This is a genomic window from Amycolatopsis albidoflavus (assembly GCF_039525725.1).
Taxonomy (GTDB): domain Bacteria; phylum Actinomycetota; class Actinomycetes; order Mycobacteriales; family Pseudonocardiaceae; genus Amycolatopsis; species Amycolatopsis albidoflava.
Genome location: NZ_BAAAHV010000033.1, coordinates 38,938 through 55,979 on the forward strand (window position 1 = coordinate 38,938; position 17,042 = coordinate 55,979).

General features: G+C 70.5%; 14 protein-coding genes and 1 other RNA gene. 5 read left to right on the top strand and 10 right to left on the bottom strand.

The features are described from left to right. Positions 1 to 10: 10 nt before the first annotated feature. The 3 genes from ABD156_RS46520 to ABD156_RS46530 are packed head-to-tail and all read left to right on the top strand — an operon-like array spanning position 11 to position 2,992. Positions 11 to 970 carry an ATP-binding protein gene (locus ABD156_RS46520; protein ID WP_344288443.1) on the top strand — a complete coding sequence of 320 codons (960 nt, stop codon included), beginning with the start codon at positions 11 to 13 and terminating at the stop codon, positions 968 to 970. Positions 971 to 1,028: 58 nt separating this feature from the next. After that, complete coding sequence (locus tag ABD156_RS46525; RefSeq protein ID WP_344288445.1) at positions 1,029 to 2,192, top strand: SMI1/KNR4 family protein; 1,164 nt, start codon at positions 1,029 to 1,031, stop codon at positions 2,190 to 2,192. 29 nt (positions 2,193 to 2,221) lie between these two features. After that, a complete protein-coding gene (locus ABD156_RS46530) occupies positions 2,222 to 2,992 on the top strand; it encodes a hypothetical protein (protein ID WP_344288447.1) in 771 nt (256 codons plus the stop codon). Positions 2,993 to 3,002: 10 nt separating this feature from the next. On the opposite strand, the gene ABD156_RS46535 is transcribed toward ABD156_RS46530, so the two are convergent. From ABD156_RS46535 to rnpB, 10 genes are all read right to left on the bottom strand, one after another. Beyond that, complete coding sequence (locus ABD156_RS46535) at positions 3,003 to 3,200, bottom strand: hypothetical protein (RefSeq protein ID WP_037815747.1); 198 nt, start codon at positions 3,198 to 3,200, stop codon at positions 3,003 to 3,005. A gap of 24 nt (positions 3,201 to 3,224) precedes the next feature. Next, the gene (locus tag ABD156_RS46540) at positions 3,225 to 5,162 is read right to left on the bottom strand and encodes a hypothetical protein (protein WP_344288448.1); all 1,938 of its coding nucleotides are present in this window, start codon (positions 5,160 to 5,162) and stop codon (positions 3,225 to 3,227) included. A gap of 121 nt (positions 5,163 to 5,283) precedes the next feature. After that, entirely contained in the window at positions 5,284 to 6,282 is a 999-nt protein-coding gene (locus ABD156_RS46545) for a C40 family peptidase (protein WP_344288885.1), read from the bottom strand. Between the two features lie 2 nt (positions 6,283 to 6,284). Further along, the gene (locus ABD156_RS46550; protein WP_344288450.1) at positions 6,285 to 6,884 is read right to left on the bottom strand and encodes a hypothetical protein; all 600 of its coding nucleotides are present in this window, start codon (positions 6,882 to 6,884) and stop codon (positions 6,285 to 6,287) included. A gap of 3 nt (positions 6,885 to 6,887) precedes the next feature. After that, positions 6,888 to 8,966 carry a magnesium transporter gene (locus tag ABD156_RS46555; protein ID WP_344288452.1) on the bottom strand — a complete coding sequence of 693 codons (2,079 nt, stop codon included), beginning with the start codon at positions 8,964 to 8,966 and terminating at the stop codon, positions 6,888 to 6,890. Positions 8,967 to 9,012: 46 nt separating this feature from the next. Then, positions 9,013 to 11,970, bottom strand: a complete 2,958-nt coding sequence (locus tag ABD156_RS46560; protein ID WP_344288454.1) for an ATP-binding protein — start codon at positions 11,968 to 11,970, stop codon at positions 9,013 to 9,015. Between the two features lie 3 nt (positions 11,971 to 11,973). After that, on the bottom strand, positions 11,974 to 12,462 hold the full coding sequence (locus ABD156_RS46565) for a hypothetical protein (RefSeq protein ID WP_344288456.1): 489 nt from the start codon (positions 12,460 to 12,462) through the stop codon (positions 11,974 to 11,976). Between the two features lie 12 nt (positions 12,463 to 12,474). Further along, the gene (locus tag ABD156_RS46570; RefSeq protein WP_344288458.1) at positions 12,475 to 12,741 is read right to left on the bottom strand and encodes a hypothetical protein; all 267 of its coding nucleotides are present in this window, start codon (positions 12,739 to 12,741) and stop codon (positions 12,475 to 12,477) included. A gap of 470 nt (positions 12,742 to 13,211) precedes the next feature. Next, complete coding sequence (locus ABD156_RS46575; protein WP_344288460.1) at positions 13,212 to 14,069, bottom strand: SCO6745 family protein; 858 nt, start codon at positions 14,067 to 14,069, stop codon at positions 13,212 to 13,214. Between the two features lie 22 nt (positions 14,070 to 14,091). After that, an RNA gene (gene rnpB / locus ABD156_RS46580) (RNase P RNA component class A) lies at positions 14,092 to 14,485 on the bottom strand. A 109-nt stretch (positions 14,486 to 14,594) separates the two neighbouring features. On the opposite strand from rnpB, the gene sfnG reads away from it, so the two are divergent. Together sfnG and ABD156_RS46590 are read left to right on the top strand one after the other, a co-directional pair. Further along, positions 14,595 to 15,725 carry a dimethylsulfone monooxygenase SfnG gene (sfnG, locus tag ABD156_RS46585; RefSeq protein ID WP_344288462.1) on the top strand — a complete coding sequence of 377 codons (1,131 nt, stop codon included), beginning with the start codon at positions 14,595 to 14,597 and terminating at the stop codon, positions 15,723 to 15,725. A 77-nt stretch (positions 15,726 to 15,802) separates the two neighbouring features. Beyond that, entirely contained in the window at positions 15,803 to 16,981 is a 1,179-nt protein-coding gene (locus ABD156_RS46590) for an SLC13 family permease (RefSeq protein WP_344288887.1), read from the top strand. The last annotated feature ends 61 nt before the right edge of the window (positions 16,982 to 17,042 follow it).

The following is a 17,042-nucleotide window of genomic DNA, read 5'->3' on the forward strand; positions in this document are numbered from 1 at the left end:
GGTCGAATCGGTGAAGATCGCGTTCGTCGGCAAGGGCGGCAGCGGGAAAACCACGCTCTCGTCGCTGTTCGTCTCGTACTTGGCGGGTGCGGGCAAACCGGTGCTGGCCATCGACGCCGACATCAACCAGCACCTGGCGGTAGCCCTGGGCGCGACCGAGGAACAGGCGCTGGCTTGGCCGACGCTGGGCGAGAACATGCCGCTGATCAAGGACTACCTGCGCGGCGACAACCCGCGGATCCCGTCCGCCGACGCGATGATCAAAACCACCCCGCCCGGCCGCGGCTCACGGCTCGTGCGCCCCTTCGAGGACAACCCCGTCTTCGACGCCTGCTTCCGCCCGCTGGGCGACGTCCGCCTGGGCGTCACCGGCAAATTCGACGAGGACGACCTCGGCGTCGCCTGCTACCACTCGAAGGTCGGCGCGGCTGAACTGCTGCTGAACCACCTGGTGGACGGCACGGACGAGTACGTCGTGATGGACATGACTGCCGGTGCGGACGCGTTCGCCTCGGGCCTGTTCACGCGCTTCGACGTGACCTTCCTGGTGTGCGAACCGACCCTGCGCAGCGTCGGCGTTTACCGTCAGTACGCGGATCACGCGCGGGACTTCGGGGTTCACCTGGTAGCCGTCGGAAACAAGGTCACCGACAGCGACGACGTCGATTTCCTGACCACGCAACTGGGTTCGGTGCTGCTGGGCTGGATGACGACGTCCGGACATGTCCGAGCCGCCGAACGCGGGACCACCCGGCCGATCGGCGAACTGGAGCCGCGCAACCTGGCGACGCTGGCCGCGATGCAAGACCTGGTGGACACGACACCACGCGATTGGGCGCGATACCAGCGGCAGGGCGTGGAGTTCCACCTGCGCAACGCGCGGGCCTGGGGCAACGGGCGCGCGGGAGCGGACCTGGAGGAGCAGGTGGACCCGGAGTTCGTCCTGGATCCGGCGTTGGTGGCGGGATAACCGGAGACCTCGCCGAATTGGCCGCCTGAGGCGGAGCCGCGCCGACATAATGGCGGCTATGGACTGGAGACCATGGCTGTCTCGGTGGAGCGCGGAGTGGGTCCAGAGCGCGAAGCCCGCCGACCTCGACCCGCAAGTCCTGCGCGATCGGTGGCTCGGCTTCGCCCCGGCGAGCGTGGAGGCGGTCGCCGGGGCGGAGGCGCGCCTCGGCCGGAAACTGCCGCCGTCGTATCGGGAGTTCCTGCTGACCACAGACGGCTGGCGAGACGCCGGACCGTCCGTCCGGCGCATGCGGGACACCGCCAATCTCGGATGGCTGCGCGACCTCGAGCCGCACTGGGAGGAGTGGGAAGAGCTCTCCGAAGGCGAGCCGAATCCGAGCGAGGGCAACAAATTCAGCCGAGGGCTGCTGATCTCGCTCGAGGCCGACGTCGGGATCTTGTTCCTCGACCCTGGCGACGTCGACGAGGCCGGTGAATGGGCGGCCTACAGCCTGTTCTCCTGGCTGGCCGCGCCGCCTGCCAAGTTCGCGTCCTTCGCCGCGTTGATGGAGGACCTGTACGCCGATTTCCACCGGCTGCACCGGCCGGAAGGCGAGACCCGCGACGCATGGGACGCCAAGGTGGAACAAGCCCGGCTCGACGCTCTCGCCGGCGAGGTCGACAGTGCCGCGGCGGTGCTCAAGCAAGCCGAGAAGTTCGGCCGTGACCGGGCGACGGTGCTGATGGTCCAGCTCGATCTTTTTCTCGGCCGCGACTACCCGGCCGGACTTTCGCTGAGCAGGCTGCTGCACTCGGAGTTCGCGCGCGACGGTTTTTTCGCCGATCCGCTGTTCACCGAGGAGTTCATGCCGTGGCTGCTGGCCGAGCACGCCCGCGCCACCACGCCCTACCACCACTCGACGCTGCGGACGGCGATGATGGGCGAGAGTCCGGAGATCCAGCTCGCCGTCGGCGAGGGCCAGGCCCGGCTTCGACGGGACGGGCCGCGCCCGAGGTTCGGCAACCCGGAGTTCGACCTACGGGTCAGGGAAGCACTGGACCAGCACCCGGACGACCCCGAAGCCTTGTGGCGCGCCGTGCGGGCGGCACTGGTGCACTGGCGGCCTCGCAGCGCCGACCACGTTGCCCCGATCGCGCTGCTCGCCGACCCGGTATTGGCGGCCAGCTTCACCGGAGAACGCGGCCGCGAACTGCTGGCTCAGCCGAGAGGCGACCAGTGAACCCCGTCCCGACCCGAGAAGACGTCGCGATGGACCAGATCCTGCGCGCCTGCGGTCGTCCGCACGATTTCCCCGAGTTCGCCTTCGAGCCGACCGAAACGCGGGCCGACGCGTCCGGCGGGACCGTCAACATCAGACGGGTCGCCTGCCGAAACTGCGGGACGGTCTCGGTGAGCCAATGGCCCGGGCCCTTGCCCGAGGGCCCGGGTCAGGTGGTGGTCGTCAGCAGGTACGAACGACCGGAGCCGGGAGACGTCCCCGGCCTCGCCGACCGCGCCCGGCAGGTCACCGACGCGGAGCTAGCCGAATACCTCGCCGGGCACGGCTTCCCCGACGGCCTCCCCGAGGAAGTGGCCCCCGACCGGCGCGCGACCGCGCGAACCGAACGACTCGGCTTCGTCCTGCGTGTCCGGACCGGCCAGTTCGTGCTCCTCGACCGAGGCCGTCGGCTCGGCGACATCCTGCCGATCCCGGCGTCGGCCGAGACCGCGGACCTGATCGACGCCGTCCCCGGCGCGGCCTTGTTCTGGTCTCCCGTCCACGACGGCGACCTTCCCCTGACCGTGACGCTGTCTCCCGGCGACCCCGGCCCCGACCGGTCCTATCGCCGGATCGCGGAGCTGAGCTGCCGTTTTCCTTCCGGCCACGCCGTCCTGCGCGAGGTGGCCGGGCGGGAGCTGGAACTCCCGCCCCTGCCCGCCGGACACGGCGACTACCGGATCCGGTTCCACACCGCGGATTCCGGTTGTCTGCTGCAGCTGTGGAGCCAGCCGCGCACGAAGCCGCGGATCCACGGTTGACCGGCCCAGGTCAGTCGCCGTCCCAGGAGCGGTCGGCCGCGTCGGCCTGGCGGGTGCGTTCGCGGGCGATGTCGAGCGCGCGGCGGGCCGTGGCCTCGTCCGGGTACGGGCCGAGGAGGTCGACTCCGCGGCTGCGCTCCAGGTGCTCGACTTCGTGGGTGCGGGTGTTGTAGTACCAGCCCTGGTCCGGGTTCGGGTCGTCAGACATGGGTTCAGCCTGACACCTGCCCGCTCACTTGCGCCAGCGGAACGGGACCTCCGTGGGCTGCCCGGTGGGCCCGAAGTCGGCCGGGCCGTCGTCCTTGTGGTCGGGGTGCTCGTCGAACCAGTCTCGGTTGTCCGGAACGGGGATGCCGCGGGGCGGGGTCGCCGCGTCGTCCGCCGGGGAGGAAGCGCCGTAATCCGGCACCGGCGGTACGGCTGACTCCTTGCCCGGAAAGACCGGCGGCTCGTCCCGATAGGTCCGCGACGGCGGCGGCGGTGCGGACGGGCCGGTCTCCTGCCCGGGGAAAACCGGCAGCGGTCGCCCGTCCGGCCCGGTCTCGGTGGGTCGGCGGCGGCCGCTGGGCTGTGGCAGCTGGAACGGAGCGCCCGTGGCGGGAGGCGCTGGCTGCGATGGGTTTGCCTGCGGCTGCGCCGGGGATTGCTGCGCGGGCGGAGCCGACGGGGCGCCGGGTGCGGGCGGAAGCGGTTGCTGTGCCGGGGGGTTCGCTGGCGGAATTGGTTGCTGTGCCGGAGGGTTCGCCTGCGGAAGTGGTGGCGAGGCAGGCTGCGCCGGAGGTTGTTGCGCCGGCGCGGTCTGTTGCGGGCCAGGTGCGGGCGGAGCCGGTTGCTGCGCGGCAGGTGCAGTCGGCGGAAGCGGCTGAGCCGGAGGTTGCTGCTGGGCGCTGGGTACGAACGGCTGCTGCGCGGCAGGGTTCGTAGGCTGCTCCGTGACCGGCGCTGCGGGAGGCACCGCCGGAACCTGGTGCGGCGTCCCGGAAAACGGCGGCTGCGCTGGGGGTTGGGGCGCGGGCGGAGTCTGCTGCGCCGGGGACGGAGCGACGTACTGCGGCTGATGCCCTCCCGGCTGCGGAGCCTGGCCGTGCGCTGGATTTCCTTGCGGCGGCAACGGTTCCGCCGGACGTGCGGGCTGCCTCGGCTCGTGGACGTACGGCTTCGGCTGCCACGACTGCCTCGCCCGCAATTGCTGATCGGCCGGCTGTGCGGGAGCTTCGTGCGGTGCCGGGGCAGATGCGGGTGCCGCGGAGGTCGGGCTCGCCGGTGCGGGAACCGCGGGCGGTGCTTCCTCCACTGCGGACGGAGCGGAATCCGAGTTGTGCGGACGAACCGGTTCTTCGACAGTCGTGCCCGAGTCGGTTGCGGGCGCTGGGTCGGACTGGGGTGGTTCTGCCGCAGGGGCCGGGCTGACGGTCTCCGGAACCTGGTCAGCCGTCGCGGCGGGTGGCGCGGGCGCAGCCGGTTCCGGAGCCTTGGTCTGGCCGTTCGCCACCGGCTCAGCACCGGCGGACGGGCGCGGCTCCTCCGGCGGACGCGGCGCGGGAGGAGGTGCCTGACCGGTGTTCACCGGACCAGCCAGCCCCTCAGCAGGACCGTTAGGCACCGATCGCCAAACCGGCGCGGGTCCGATGTTCATCGGCACCGGCGCGGGCAACGGCCCCACCGGTCGCTCCGTTCCCGAAGGCGCCGGACCAGCCGCGGCCGGGCGCGGGATCGGGTCCAGACAGGACACGAGCACAGTCGTCCGGTCCGGGTCCTGGACCTTCCGGCCGCTCCGTTCCCGGTAGACCATCTCCCCCTCGGCGTCCATCTCCACGAGATAGCCCGCCTCGGCCAGCTGCTCCTCGTCGAGATCGACCAACCGCTCGTAACGGGACGGGACCACCCGGTACACCGGCCACGACAACCGGGCGTGCTCCGCGTGGAACTGGGCCAGCAAAGCCGCCATCTGCTGCTGCCACGGCAGCGACATGCCCTCCGCCAGCGATCGCGGCAGGACGACGTACCCGCCGTCGACACCGGGCATTCCCTGGTTCAGCAGGTCCGCCAACGGGGTGCTGGACGCGGGGTGCGCGGACTGGCGCGGCGGCTGCGGTGTGCCGAACAGCGCCGCCGGGTCCTGGGGCTCGCTCTGGCCTGTCTTGCCTCGCTTGCCGAATTTCCGTGCCACGTGTGCCATCCTCTGCCAGCGCGCGGCCACGTGCTCGTGGACAGGCCGCGACTTCGGGGTGAATCCGGACCCGCGGTACTGGGCACCCGCGGGTCAAGAGCCGGTGCCTCCCGCACCCATGCTAGACGCCGGGGCGCACCGCCTGCGGCACCACTTGACGCTCGTCGAACGAGAACGGGCGGATGTGCACCGGGACACCGGTCTGCTGGGCCTCGACGATCTTGCCGTCTCCCAGGTACATCGCGACGTGGTGGATGGTCGTCGGGTCGGCCGGGTCGGTGGCGAGGAAAATCAGGTCGCCGGGCTGTGCTTCGCGCACCGGCAGCATCGCGCCCGCCTTGTACTGGTCCTTCGACACGCGCGGCAGGATCACGCCCGCCGACTCGTAGGCGCGCAGCATCAGGCCGGAACAGTCGTAGGAATCCGGGCCGGTCGCGCCCCAGATGTAGGGCTTGCCCTGCTCGCCGAGAGCGAACTTGATCGCCTGCGCGGCGGCCTGGCTCGGCGGCAGCGCGGCTCCCATGCCCTGCCCGCAGCCGACCACGTCCGTGATCTGGCCCAGGTTCTGCACCAGCGAGGCGGCCATGGCCTCCCAGCGGTGATAACGGTCCGGGAAGCCGGACCGCTCGACGCGCTGCGCGGCGTCGCCGGGGCGCAGGTTTTCCCAGTCCGGGACGCCGAGCAGGACGTCGAAGAATTTGTTGATCGCGTAGTTCGGGTCGGTGACCTGGGCCGCGCTGCCCCAGTTCATCGACGGGCGCATCTGGAAGATGCCGAGCGAGTCGCGGTCGCCGAAGTTCACGTTGTGCAGCCGCGATTCGGTCATCCCGGCCTGGATCGCGACCTGCCACGCGCGCGGCGCGAGGCTGCGCTGCTTGCCGATCGCGATGATGAGCGAAACCGTGCCGCGCGACTCCTGGTCGAGTTCGGCGGCGTCCGACCCGCCCTGCTCCGGCTGGCCGGGCTGGGTCGGGCCGATCGCGGCGTCGCACGAGGTCAGCGCGATCCCGCCGGCCGCCGCCTGCTGCTGGTCGTTCACGACCTTCGTCACGACGTTGGTGGTGAGCACCGTGGCGAAAACGGCGGCGATCAGCACCGAGACGAGAATGGCCAGCTTCACGGTCAGCTCGCCTGGTCGTAATCCGACACTCGCCATCCCGCGCTGGTTTGGACCACGGTGATGCTGAGTTTCGGACCGTCGGTGGGGACCACGACCTTGACCGAACTGGAGTAGGACTGCGTGACCGTCGGATCGCCGGTGACCTTGGTGGCGGGGATGTTCGCGGGGTCCACTGTGGACATGACGGGGAGGTACTCGTCGGTGGTGAGCCCGCGCATCCCGTTGAGCCAGTCGGCGTTCGAGATGCCCGCCGGATGGCGGACCCAGGCGTTCGCCCACTGCCTCGCGACGTTCACCGCCTCCGGGCTCGGCGGTGCCGACGTCGGGGTGACCAGCGGCTGCGACAGCCGGGTCGGCAGGGTTTCAGTGCTCGGCACCGGGGCCGCGACGCCGGTGCGCGGCCCGGCCGACGAGTTCGGCGGAGCCGCTCCCGGCTGCGCGGACGCCGGTTTGCCCAGCACCTTCGGCAGGCCGATGCCCAGCGCGGTGATCACCAGCGCGAGGAACACCAGCGTGCCCACGAGATGCCGGGGCGAGCGGAGCGGGAAGCCCCACAGGCGGCGGTACACCGCGGTGCGGCCGCGGTTGGTGCGGATCGGCATCGGTCACCGCCCCATGACCTGGTCGGTGTCGCGGACCTCGATGCCGCGCGACGGGCGGTACAGCACGAACACCGGTTTCCCGGCCACGACCTCGGGATCCACCCGGCGCGGCTGGGCCCGGATGCCTTGCGTCGGCACGGTGAACCCTGGCTGGTCCGGGGCCGGGGCGGAGTACCCGCGGTCCGGCGCGCTCATCCGGGACGGGACGACCACCGGTTCCGGCTCGTCGCTCCACCGCCGGTCCGCGATCGGAGACGTGTCGACCTGGCGGCTTTCCTTGACCGGCCACCGCGCGCCCGCCATGACGTAGTCGCCAGGAGCACCGGCCACCGGGTGGTACTGGCCGAACACCGGCGCACCCCCACCGCCGCCCGCGGGCAGCGCGCCCGCGGCGGACTGCGCGGGACCGACCGCGCCCGGCCACGGAGCACCGGACCAGGCCGCGGCGGGCCGGGCTGCGCGAGAGCCGTTGTCGAGCCGCTGCGAGCTGGCGAACACCGCCGCCTCGGGCCGGTACCGGCCGCCGCCGACCGTCGCGCCGATCGGGCCGCGCTGGTCGCCGTCGACGACGTCGTCGGTGTCGCGGACGTTCTGCCAGAACTCGTCCTGCGGCGTCGGCCCGTTCTTCCGGCGGAAGCGGGAGAACAGCCCGCCGCCCGGAGACGGCACCGCCGCGCCGACCATGCTGACCGACATCTCGACCATCTGCCACAGCCGCCGCACCGGCCGTCCGACCAGGAACAGCAGCACCGTGATGAGCCCGGCGAGGACCATCTTGGTGAGCAGGTTGAGCCCGTCGCCCGCGGCGAAGATCGCCTGCAGCAGCAGCGCGTGCACACCGGCCAGCACCGACAGCACGACCAGGTTGAACGCGATGCCGCCGGCGACCTTGAGCACGCGGCGCAGGATCTCCGGGTTCAGCAGCGCGATCAGGCCGATCAGCGGCGCGGTGAGCGCGAACAGCCGGATCAGCACCTGCGCGAGCAGCACGGACGCCTTGGCCAGCAGCTGGAAGAGCGAGTAGACGAGGCTCTGGCCCAGCGCGAGGAACCCGGCTCCGGTGCGCCCGCCCGCCTCGCCGGTGAAGTAGCCGGTGGCGGGGCCGAGTTTGGTGGAGATGTCTTTGAAGGCCGCCTTTTTGGCGTCGACGACGTTCTGCTTCGCGTCGTCGCCGTTGCGCAACTGGTCCCAGGTGAAGGCCTGGGCGTCGAGCAGCGGGCGGCCGTATTGGGTCGCCTGCGGCGCGTCCGGCGACCCGAACTCCCCGCGCATCCAGTTCTTGTAGACCACTTCGGTGTGCAGGTCGGTCGGCAGGATGTGCCGCACGACCCGGTTCTCGGACTCGTCCACGAACCCGGCCTGGATGTTCGTGGTGGTCTGCACGATCGCTTTGTCGATCGGATCGAAATATCTCAGCATCGCCAGCGACGAGGCCGCGAGCCACACGCCGGCCATCGCGTAGAGCGCGCGTTTGCTGACCCCGGCCAGATCGCCGCGCCAGATGTTGCGGAACAACATGATCGACAGGATCAGCGCGACCAGCCCGAACAGCTGCGCGTAGATGTTGTTGTAGACCTTCTCCGCGCCTGCCTTCACCGCGTTGTAGATCGGGTTGAGCAGACCGCCCTCGAGCACCGTGTAGTGCAGCGAGTTGGTGGCGCCGACGATGTTCTTGCCGACGTTGAAGAGCTGGTTGCCCGCCCACGTGTCGATCGTCGAGCTGGGCGAAGCGATGGCGGACAACGCCGTGCAGTTCGTCTGGTAGGTGTTCCAGACGAACCCGGCGTAGCTGTAATCGATGTACGGGCTGCCCGCCTCGCCGTGGCCCTCGGCGGGGTCGAGCGCGCCGACCATGCCCGCGCCCGGCCGCTCCGGGTTCGGCGATTCCCCGCAGGCCGCCGCATTGGCGGCAGGCGCGAACAGCACCGTCTGCAGCCCGATCACCGCGACCACAGCGAGCAGCGACGCGCGCCGGCTCGGCCGACGGCCACCGGCCTTCGGACCTTCCTTGACGCGTTTGCGCAGCGCGTGCCAGCCGGCGGCGAAAGCGAGGACGAACGCCAGCGTGAAGACGGTGTTCACGCAGGCCTCCTCACGGCCGGCGCCGGCCGACCCGGATCACCGGGGTTCACGCGGCATCCCTGCCGGTGCCGCCGCCTTTGCCGCCGGCGCGGGCGTGCCGGTCCTCCTGCCGTCCGTTGCGCACTGCACCCTCCACCTCGCCGGTCTCGGACGCGAGCGGGTCCGGCGAGCCCAGCAGCTGCTCGTCGGCAAGACCGACCTCGAGTTCCGCTTGGAGTTCGAAGTCGTGTTCCAGCTCGTCGTCCTCCGGTGGGGCGGGGACATACGGCTTGGCCTCGTCCTCGTGGGGTACCACGAGTTCGCTGCCGGGTTTCGTGCGCGCGTCGGGCGAACCCGGGGTGGTGTCCATGACCGCGCGCAGCGGGTCGAGATGCGGGCCGGAGAAGTCGACGCGGATGCGCTCCACGCCGCCGGCGCCGTCGCCGAAGATGAACTGCCGGGGCTCCATGTCGCGTTCCAGCCCGCGCTGGGCTCCCGGCCGGCGGCCGAGTGCGGCGACGACCTGCTCGTAGCCCACGCCGACCGGCACCTTCAGCAGCCGCAGCGCGTCGGCCTGGGCGTCGTCGTCGTCCAGCCTGCCGACGAACACCGAGTCCAGCAGCGCCACGAAACCCTGGATCTTCAGGAAGTCCGCCGGGATCTGCGACGACAGCAGCACCCGGACGTTCCACTTCCGCGAGTCACGGGCGAACCGGTTCATCAGCACGCGCCCGGTCGGCACCTCGGACAGGAAGAACGCCTCGTCGATCCAGACGCCCTTGCGCAGTTCCTTCGGCTTCTCGTACACCGACCGCTGGGTCAGCCACGCCGCGAGGTTCAGCATTTCCACGCCGAGCGATTCGGCGTCGGTCCAGTACTCGCGCGGCACGCCGTCCTTCGGCAGGGTCAGGCCCGCCATGGTCAGCACGGTCATCCGGTCGTCGCGGGTCTCGGCGTACGGGTCCGCGTCGGTCTCCGGGATCAGCAGCGCCATCCGCTCGCGCATCTCGTCCAGGAAGTCCGCGACCACGACCGCGTGCTCGTGGTGCTCGCTCGAATCCCGCCGCAGCGCGTCGATGACCTGGCCGGGGTCCGCGTCGAACCGGCCGCCGACCGCGCGCACCGCGCGCAGCAGCACGATCCGGGTCTGCGCCATCCGCGACACCTCGTACGGCAGCACGCCGGTGAGCACGTCGAGCACCAGCCGCCGCCGGGTCGCTCCGGCCAGCGCCTTCTCGCGCCGCCACGAGCGTTCCGGGTCCTCCTCGTCCATGAAGTGCTCGATCAGCGGATCGGCGACCACGCGGTACGGGTTGAGGATGCCCGGCTGGGCGTTGAGCAGGTTGATCGGCCGCGCGTACGGCCGGATCTCCGGCAGGTCGCACAGCCGCGACAGCGGGCCGGAGGGGTCGAGGATCGTCCAGTGCGCCCCGGCCCGCAGCGTCTTGTAGACGATGCCGCCGCCGAGGAACGACTTGCCGCCACCGAGTCCGGCGACCATCGCGGTGAGGCCCGATCCGTCGCGGATCTCCTGCGCCATCCACGGGTCCCAGGCCACCGGACGCCGCGTCGCGGTGACCGTTTCGCCGAGCAGGATGCCGCGCCGGTCGCCGACCTCCGCGGTCGCGGTGGGCACCGCGGACGCCGTCCACACCACCGAACCGCGGCGCATGTACGCGCCCGAGGCCAGCGGCTCGCCCGGGATGAATTCCCGGGCCATCGCGTACTGCGCTTCCGGGTGCTCGATGGCGATCTTCGGCTTGTACAGGTCCAGCAATTGCTGGGCCAGCCGCAGCGCGTCGCGTTCGGTCGGGCCGGACACCGCGAGGCGCCACCACGACCGCACGCGGGTGGCCAGCGCGGTGAAGCCCGACGTCATCTCGTCGTCGATCTCCAGCACCCGGCCCGCTTGGCGGGCCAGCGACTGCGGCGGTTCCAGCTCGTGCTCGTCGGTGTAGTGCTTGACCTGCGAGCGGACTTTGTTCATCTGCCGCTGCAGCTCGCCGGACACCTCTTCCGGACGCCGCACGTAGATCCGCGCGGACACCTCGACCGACGCCGGCAGCCGGTCCGCGTGCTGGATCCACGGATCGTCGACCTCGGGGATCTGCAGCCCGTGCATCTGGCCGACGGTGAGCACCGCGAGATGCCGCGACACGCCGGCGTTGGACCCGGTGCGACCGCGCACGGTGACCGTGGGCGCGTACGGGTCGGCGTGGAAATCAGCCGCGTCGGTGAAACTGGCGAGGTCCTCGGGCTCCCAGGCCGCGCCCGGCACCGCGGGCATGTTCCGCGGCGCGGGAAGGCCCAGCGAGCACGAGCGGTGCATCAGCCAGGACATCTCCTCGGCGTGCACCGGACGGCCTTCCAGCCCGGCGCTGCCGATGACCTGGTCGAGGTGCTCGATCTCGGAGTCGAGCGCGGCCAGTTCGGCGTCGACCGCCTCGGGCAGGATCCGGCGCAGCACCGGCGCGGCGCGTTCGACCGCGCGGTCCACCATCCGCCGGGTCTGCACCTGGACGCCGAGGTAGACCTCTTTCTCCGCCATCGAGCGGCCCATCAGCTGCTGCTGCTCGCCGATCAGGTAGTCGTCGAACGACAGCGCGCCGGGCACGTCGTTCGGCCTGCCGACCGCGTTGTACACGTGCGCCTCGGCCCACATCCGGATCGGGTACGGCCGGTTCGTGACGCGCAGGTGCAGCCAGCGGCCCTGCAGTTCGGCGTACTGGCCCGCGATGGCCGCGATCAGGTCGCGGCGCTGCGAATCGGAACGGAACGACCAGCGCTGCGGCGCGAGCCGGTACCAGGCGTACACCTCGTAGCCGGTCCGCAGCAGATGCCCGTCGATGCTGCGCGCGGCGATCGACGGCGTGTACGCCGGTATCGCCTGCTCACCGGGCAGCCGGCGGCCCTTGCCGCCGGAGTTCTTGCCGCCGGACGGCGGACGGCCCTGCGGCGGCGCGTTCCACGCGCCGGCAGGGACGTCTTGTTCCCGCTTCCCTCGGCTTCCGCCGCGACCGAACAACGACTACCTCCCGGCCCGAGCCGCGGGGCGGCTCCGGCGCGCTCGTGGTGCTCCCTGTTTCCCGGCACTCGCGCCAGCACCGCGACGAAGGTCGCGGTGCTGGTACTGCCGCCTTCTCTTGTGCTTCGGCAGCGGGCGCTCCGCCCGCACCCGGACCCGGCTGGCGCTCACCGCGCCGCCCGTGCCCGAGGACCGTTCCCGCGGCGCGCGCAGTTCCTGGCCCATCATCGCGATCACCGCGCCCAGCGGGCGCTCGTGGCTGATCTTGGCGGTGATCAGCCTGGTGATCACGATCGTGGCCACGAACGCCCACGCCGTGGAAAAGAACCCGAAACTCCAGCCGACCCACCGCTCCACGGTAAGCACGACCAGGAAGACCGGAATGCCGACGAGCCATGCCACGTAACGGGCTCGCCAGGGAAAAGTCGCTTTCGGCGGGCCGAGCCAGACGGCATCGACCCGGTACACCTCGTCATCGGTCCTGATCCGCACGCCTGCTCCGCCTCAGCCGGTGAAGAGGCCGGCGATCCACTGGCCCACGTTGACGCCTGCGCCGCTGACCGCGAGTCCGATGATCGCGAGCGCGATGACCACGCCGGCGAGCCGTCGCATGACCCCCGCGTTGTCGCCCTTGCCGCCGCCGAGCCACAGCAGCAGCAGCGCCACCGCGAGCAGCACGAGCGGGATGACGTTGTCGAGCAGCCAGGTGCGGACGTTGCTGGTGCCGAGCCCTTCGGCCACGAACGTCTCGAGGGCGGTCATGCTGGTCATCGCGATACTCCCGGTGCACGGTTGGCGCCGCGCTGTTCTGGCTTCGGCGAAGCTACGAACACCATCATGGCGTTACAAGGGGTAATGGTCAAAGCGCGCTGCGTAGATGTCGACTTGTGGTTAGCGGGCGGGTGCTGCGGTCCGGTGGTCAGGATTCCTCGCCCTCCATCATCGTGGCAAGGGTGCTCCGGAATAACCCAAGCCACCCGGATTGCGCAGTGTTCCGGCGGTGCGGCTCCGCAAATCGTGCGGCGCTCACTCTCAGTGCGCCCCGGACCGGCGTGTCGGGCAGGCACCAGTGTGGCATGCCCCGATCGGCGTTCCGCCGCGAGTCCGGTGAGTGACAACCGGTGTGGAAAACAATCCGGAATTGATCACTCTCTGATGCGATAACGGTCACCATCACGTCCGATGTGCGCATTTGTTCACTACAAAGCGTGATCCTGGGCAGTTCCAGACCGTCTCGCGGATCAGACCCGGAACGCGCTGCTCGGGATCGCGCCCGCTTCGATCACCCGGCGGCTGAGCGGAGCGCACAGGGCCTCCAGCCGAGCCGTCTTCTCCTCGCCGAGGTGCCGCCACGGACCCTCCGCAGCCGCGTTCGTCGCCGTCTCGACGCGTTCGCGGAACGCCAGCCCGCGTTCGGTGAGCGCGCCGTCCGCGCCGAGGATTCCGTCGGCGGCCAGCCTGGACGCGGCCGCGTCCCACTCGTCGTCGCTCCAGCCGCGGGTGCGTTTGGCGGTGTCCGGCGGTGTTCCGTTCGCCGTCGCGCTGTGCGTGACCAGTGCCTCCAGACCGGGCAGGCCATTCGTGGTCAACGCCGCGACGTGCCCGTCTCCGCGGTGCTCGCGCAGCAGCGTGGTCGCGTGCCAGAGCGCGAGGTGCGGTTGCTCGGGCCACGCCAGGTCCGCGTGGGCGGCGTAGAGCGGACGCCCCTCCGGACGACAGCCTTCGGTCGCTTCGCGCGCGAGCGCCGCCGCCTCGGCGACTTCCGCGGACGCGAGCGTCTCGTCGCCGAACAGCCTGCGGTAGACCTCGTCGACGGCAGCGAGCCGGGCTTCCAGGACGGTCTCCGGGGTGGCGAGCGTCCAGACACGCGGGACGAAGTGCGCGATCAGGCTGGGGCTGAAGCTGTAGAAGGTCGCGGCAACCGTGCCCGGTCCCACCGCGCCCATCGCCGCGGAGCGGCTGGCGAAGTAGGTCATCGACCCCGGTTTGAGCCCGACGGCGGCGAGCCGCTGCTGGGTCTCTGGCGCGAAGTAGACGGGGGCGTGCAGAGCGTCGAAGGTGGTCCGGAAGGCGACAGCGGCGGCGACGGCTTGACCCATGCGCCCGATCGTAGCGATCGGGCGGACGAGCTGGCATGTAAGCCGGATCCTGTTCCCGGGCCGCCTCGCGGCGGACCGGGCGACGGTCATCCATCTCGGCCTGCCGTCGCCGGCAGGCTCCAGCGGCCTACCCGCAGGCATCGGGCGGGCCGCCCTCGATCGCCTGCGCAGGAGCGTTGCTCCCTCTTGGCCTTGCTCCGGGTGGGGTTTACCGAGCCATCCCGGTCACCCGGGATGCTGGTGGTCTCTTACACCACCGTTTCACCCTTACCCCCGTCGCGAGACGGGGGCGGTCTGTTTTCTGTGGCACTGTCCCGCGGGTCGCCCCGGGTTGCCGTTAGCAACCACCCTGCCCTGCGGAGTCCGGACTTTCCTCGGACCGGGAGAACCCGGGCCGCGACCGTCCTGCCAGCTCGTCCGCCGAAGCAGCGTACCCGGGGACGGCCGGAGCACCGGCACGGGTTGGCACATTCCACCGCGTGGACGCCCGTTGCCCCCGCGCCCGGCCGCTGTTTCACTCCCGCCATGTCCGCACTTGAACCCTACGAACCTCTGAAATTCGCTTACTGGGTCCCGAATGTGAGCGGCGGCCTGGTCACCAGCGACATCGAACAGCGCACCGATTGGGGCTACGAGTACAACCGCGACCTGGCCGTGCTCGCCGAGAACAACGGCTTCGAGTACGCGCTCACCCAGGTCCGCTACACCGCCAGCTACGGGGCCGCCTACCAGCACGAATCCACCGGTTTCAGCCTGGCGCTGCTGCTCGCGACGCAGCGGCTGAAGGTCATCGCGGCCGTCCATCCCGGACTGTGGCAGCCCGGCGTGCTCGCGAAGTTCATCGCGAGCGCGGACGTCATCTCCGGCGGCCGGGCCGCGGTGAACGTGGTCAGCGGCTGGTTCAAAGACGAGTTCACCGGTCTCGGGCAGCCGTGGCTCGAACACGACGAGCGCTACCGGCGTTCGGAGGAGTTCATCCGCGTGCTCAAGGAATTGTGGACCGACGACCACGCCGAGTTCGGCGGCGATTTCTACCGCATCCACGATTTCGACATCAAACCCAAACCGGTCGCCGGTCTCGGGCGGCCGCATCCGGAGGTCTTCCAGGGCGGCAACTCCACCGCGGCGCGCAAGCTGGCCGGTCGCGTTTCGGACTGGTATTTCAGCAACGGCAAGGATTTCGACGGGTTCAGCGAGCAGGTCGACGAGGTGCGCGGGTACGCCGCCGAGAACGACCACGCGGTGCGATTCGGGCTGAACGGCTTCGTGATCGCCCGCGAGACCGAAGCCGAGGCGCGCGAGGTGCTGCGGGAGATCGTGGCGAAGGCGAACGTGCCCGCGGTCGAAGGATTCCGCTCGGCGGTCGCGCAGGCCGGGAAGTCCACTTCGGACACCAAGGGCATGTGGGCGGATTCGGAGTTCGCGGACCTGGTGCAGTACAACGACGGATTCCGGACCGGGTTGATCGGCACTCCGGAACAAATCGCGGACCGGGCGATCGAGTACAAAAAGCGCGGCGCGAACCTGTTGTTGCTCGGGTTTTTGCACTATCTGGAGGACGTCGAACACTTTGGCCGGGCGGTGCTGCCGGTGATCAGGGAGAAGGAGCGGGCGCTGGAACGCGGCGCGGGAGTCCCGGAACCGGCGGGGATCTGAGATCTCGCGGCGGCTAGCGTTCGGGGGTGAACGGTGCCCTGTCCCTGCTTCTCCTGGCCGGAACGCTCTGGTTCGCCATGGCGCGTCCACGCGGCCTCCCGGAGGCAGTCTTCGCGGTCCCCGCCGCCGGTGTCGTCCTCGCGCTCGGCCTGACTTCCCCGCACGAAGCAGGCGAGCGGGTCGTCCAGATGCTGCCGACGATGGGCTTTCTCGCAGCGATCCTGCTGGTCAGCCACCTCGCCGCAGGCGAAGGCGTCTTCACCTGGCTAGGCGCCGAACTCGCCGAAATCTGCCGAGGACGTCAGCCTCGGCTGCTGCTGCTCACTTTCGCCGCAGCGGCGATCGTCACCGCGGTGTTGAGTCTCGATGCCACCGTCGTCCTGCTGACCCCGGTCGTCCTCGCCACGGCGGCGGAACTGAAGCTCACCGCGCGCCCGCACGTGTACGCGTGCGCGCACCTGGCCAACTCGGCGTCGACGCTGTTCCCCGTCTCCAACCTGACGAACCTGCTCGCCTTCACCGCGTCCGGCCTCACCTTCGCCGGTTTCACCGCGCTGATGGCGTTGCCCTGGCTGGTCACCCTCGCCGTCGAACTCGCCGCGTTCGCCTGGTTCTTCCGCAAGGACCTCCGCGAACCGGCCAGCACCCGTCAGCCGGAACACCGCGAAGCGCCGGTCTTCACCCTCGTCGTGCTGGCGGTGATGCTGGCCGGATTCGCGACCGGACAGCTGGTGCACGTCGAACCGGTCTGGATCGCCGCGCTGACCGCACTCGTCCTGGCCGCGAAAGCCTTGGCAGAGCGGAAGATCCGGCCGTGGCAGGTGATCACCGAGGCATCCCCGCTGCTGATCCTCTTCGTGCTCGCCCTCGCGGTGGTGGTGGAAGCGGTCGACGAACACGTCCTCGGCGGGCTGCTGCGCTCAATTCTGCCGACCACGGCCGGGCTGCCCGAACTGCTCCTCGCCGCAGCCATCGCGGCGGTGCTGGCGAACGTCGTCAACAACCTGCCCGCGACGCTGATCCTGCTGTCCGTCCTCGGCCCGCACCCGAATCAGGGCGTGCTGCTCGCCGTGCTGCTCGGCGTGAACATCGGCCCGAACGCGACTTATCTCGGCTCGCTGGCGACGCTCCTGTGGCGACGGGTTGTCGTCCGGCACGGGCAACATCCGCCGGTGGGCGAGTTCCTGAGGCTCGGGGCACTCACGACGCCGTTGTCGTTGGCAGCGGCAACGTGTGCGCTGTGGCTGGCGCTTTAGCCGCGCGGCGCGACCGTGCTTCCCCGCGACAACGTCGGACCACCGGCGTTGGACCGCTGCG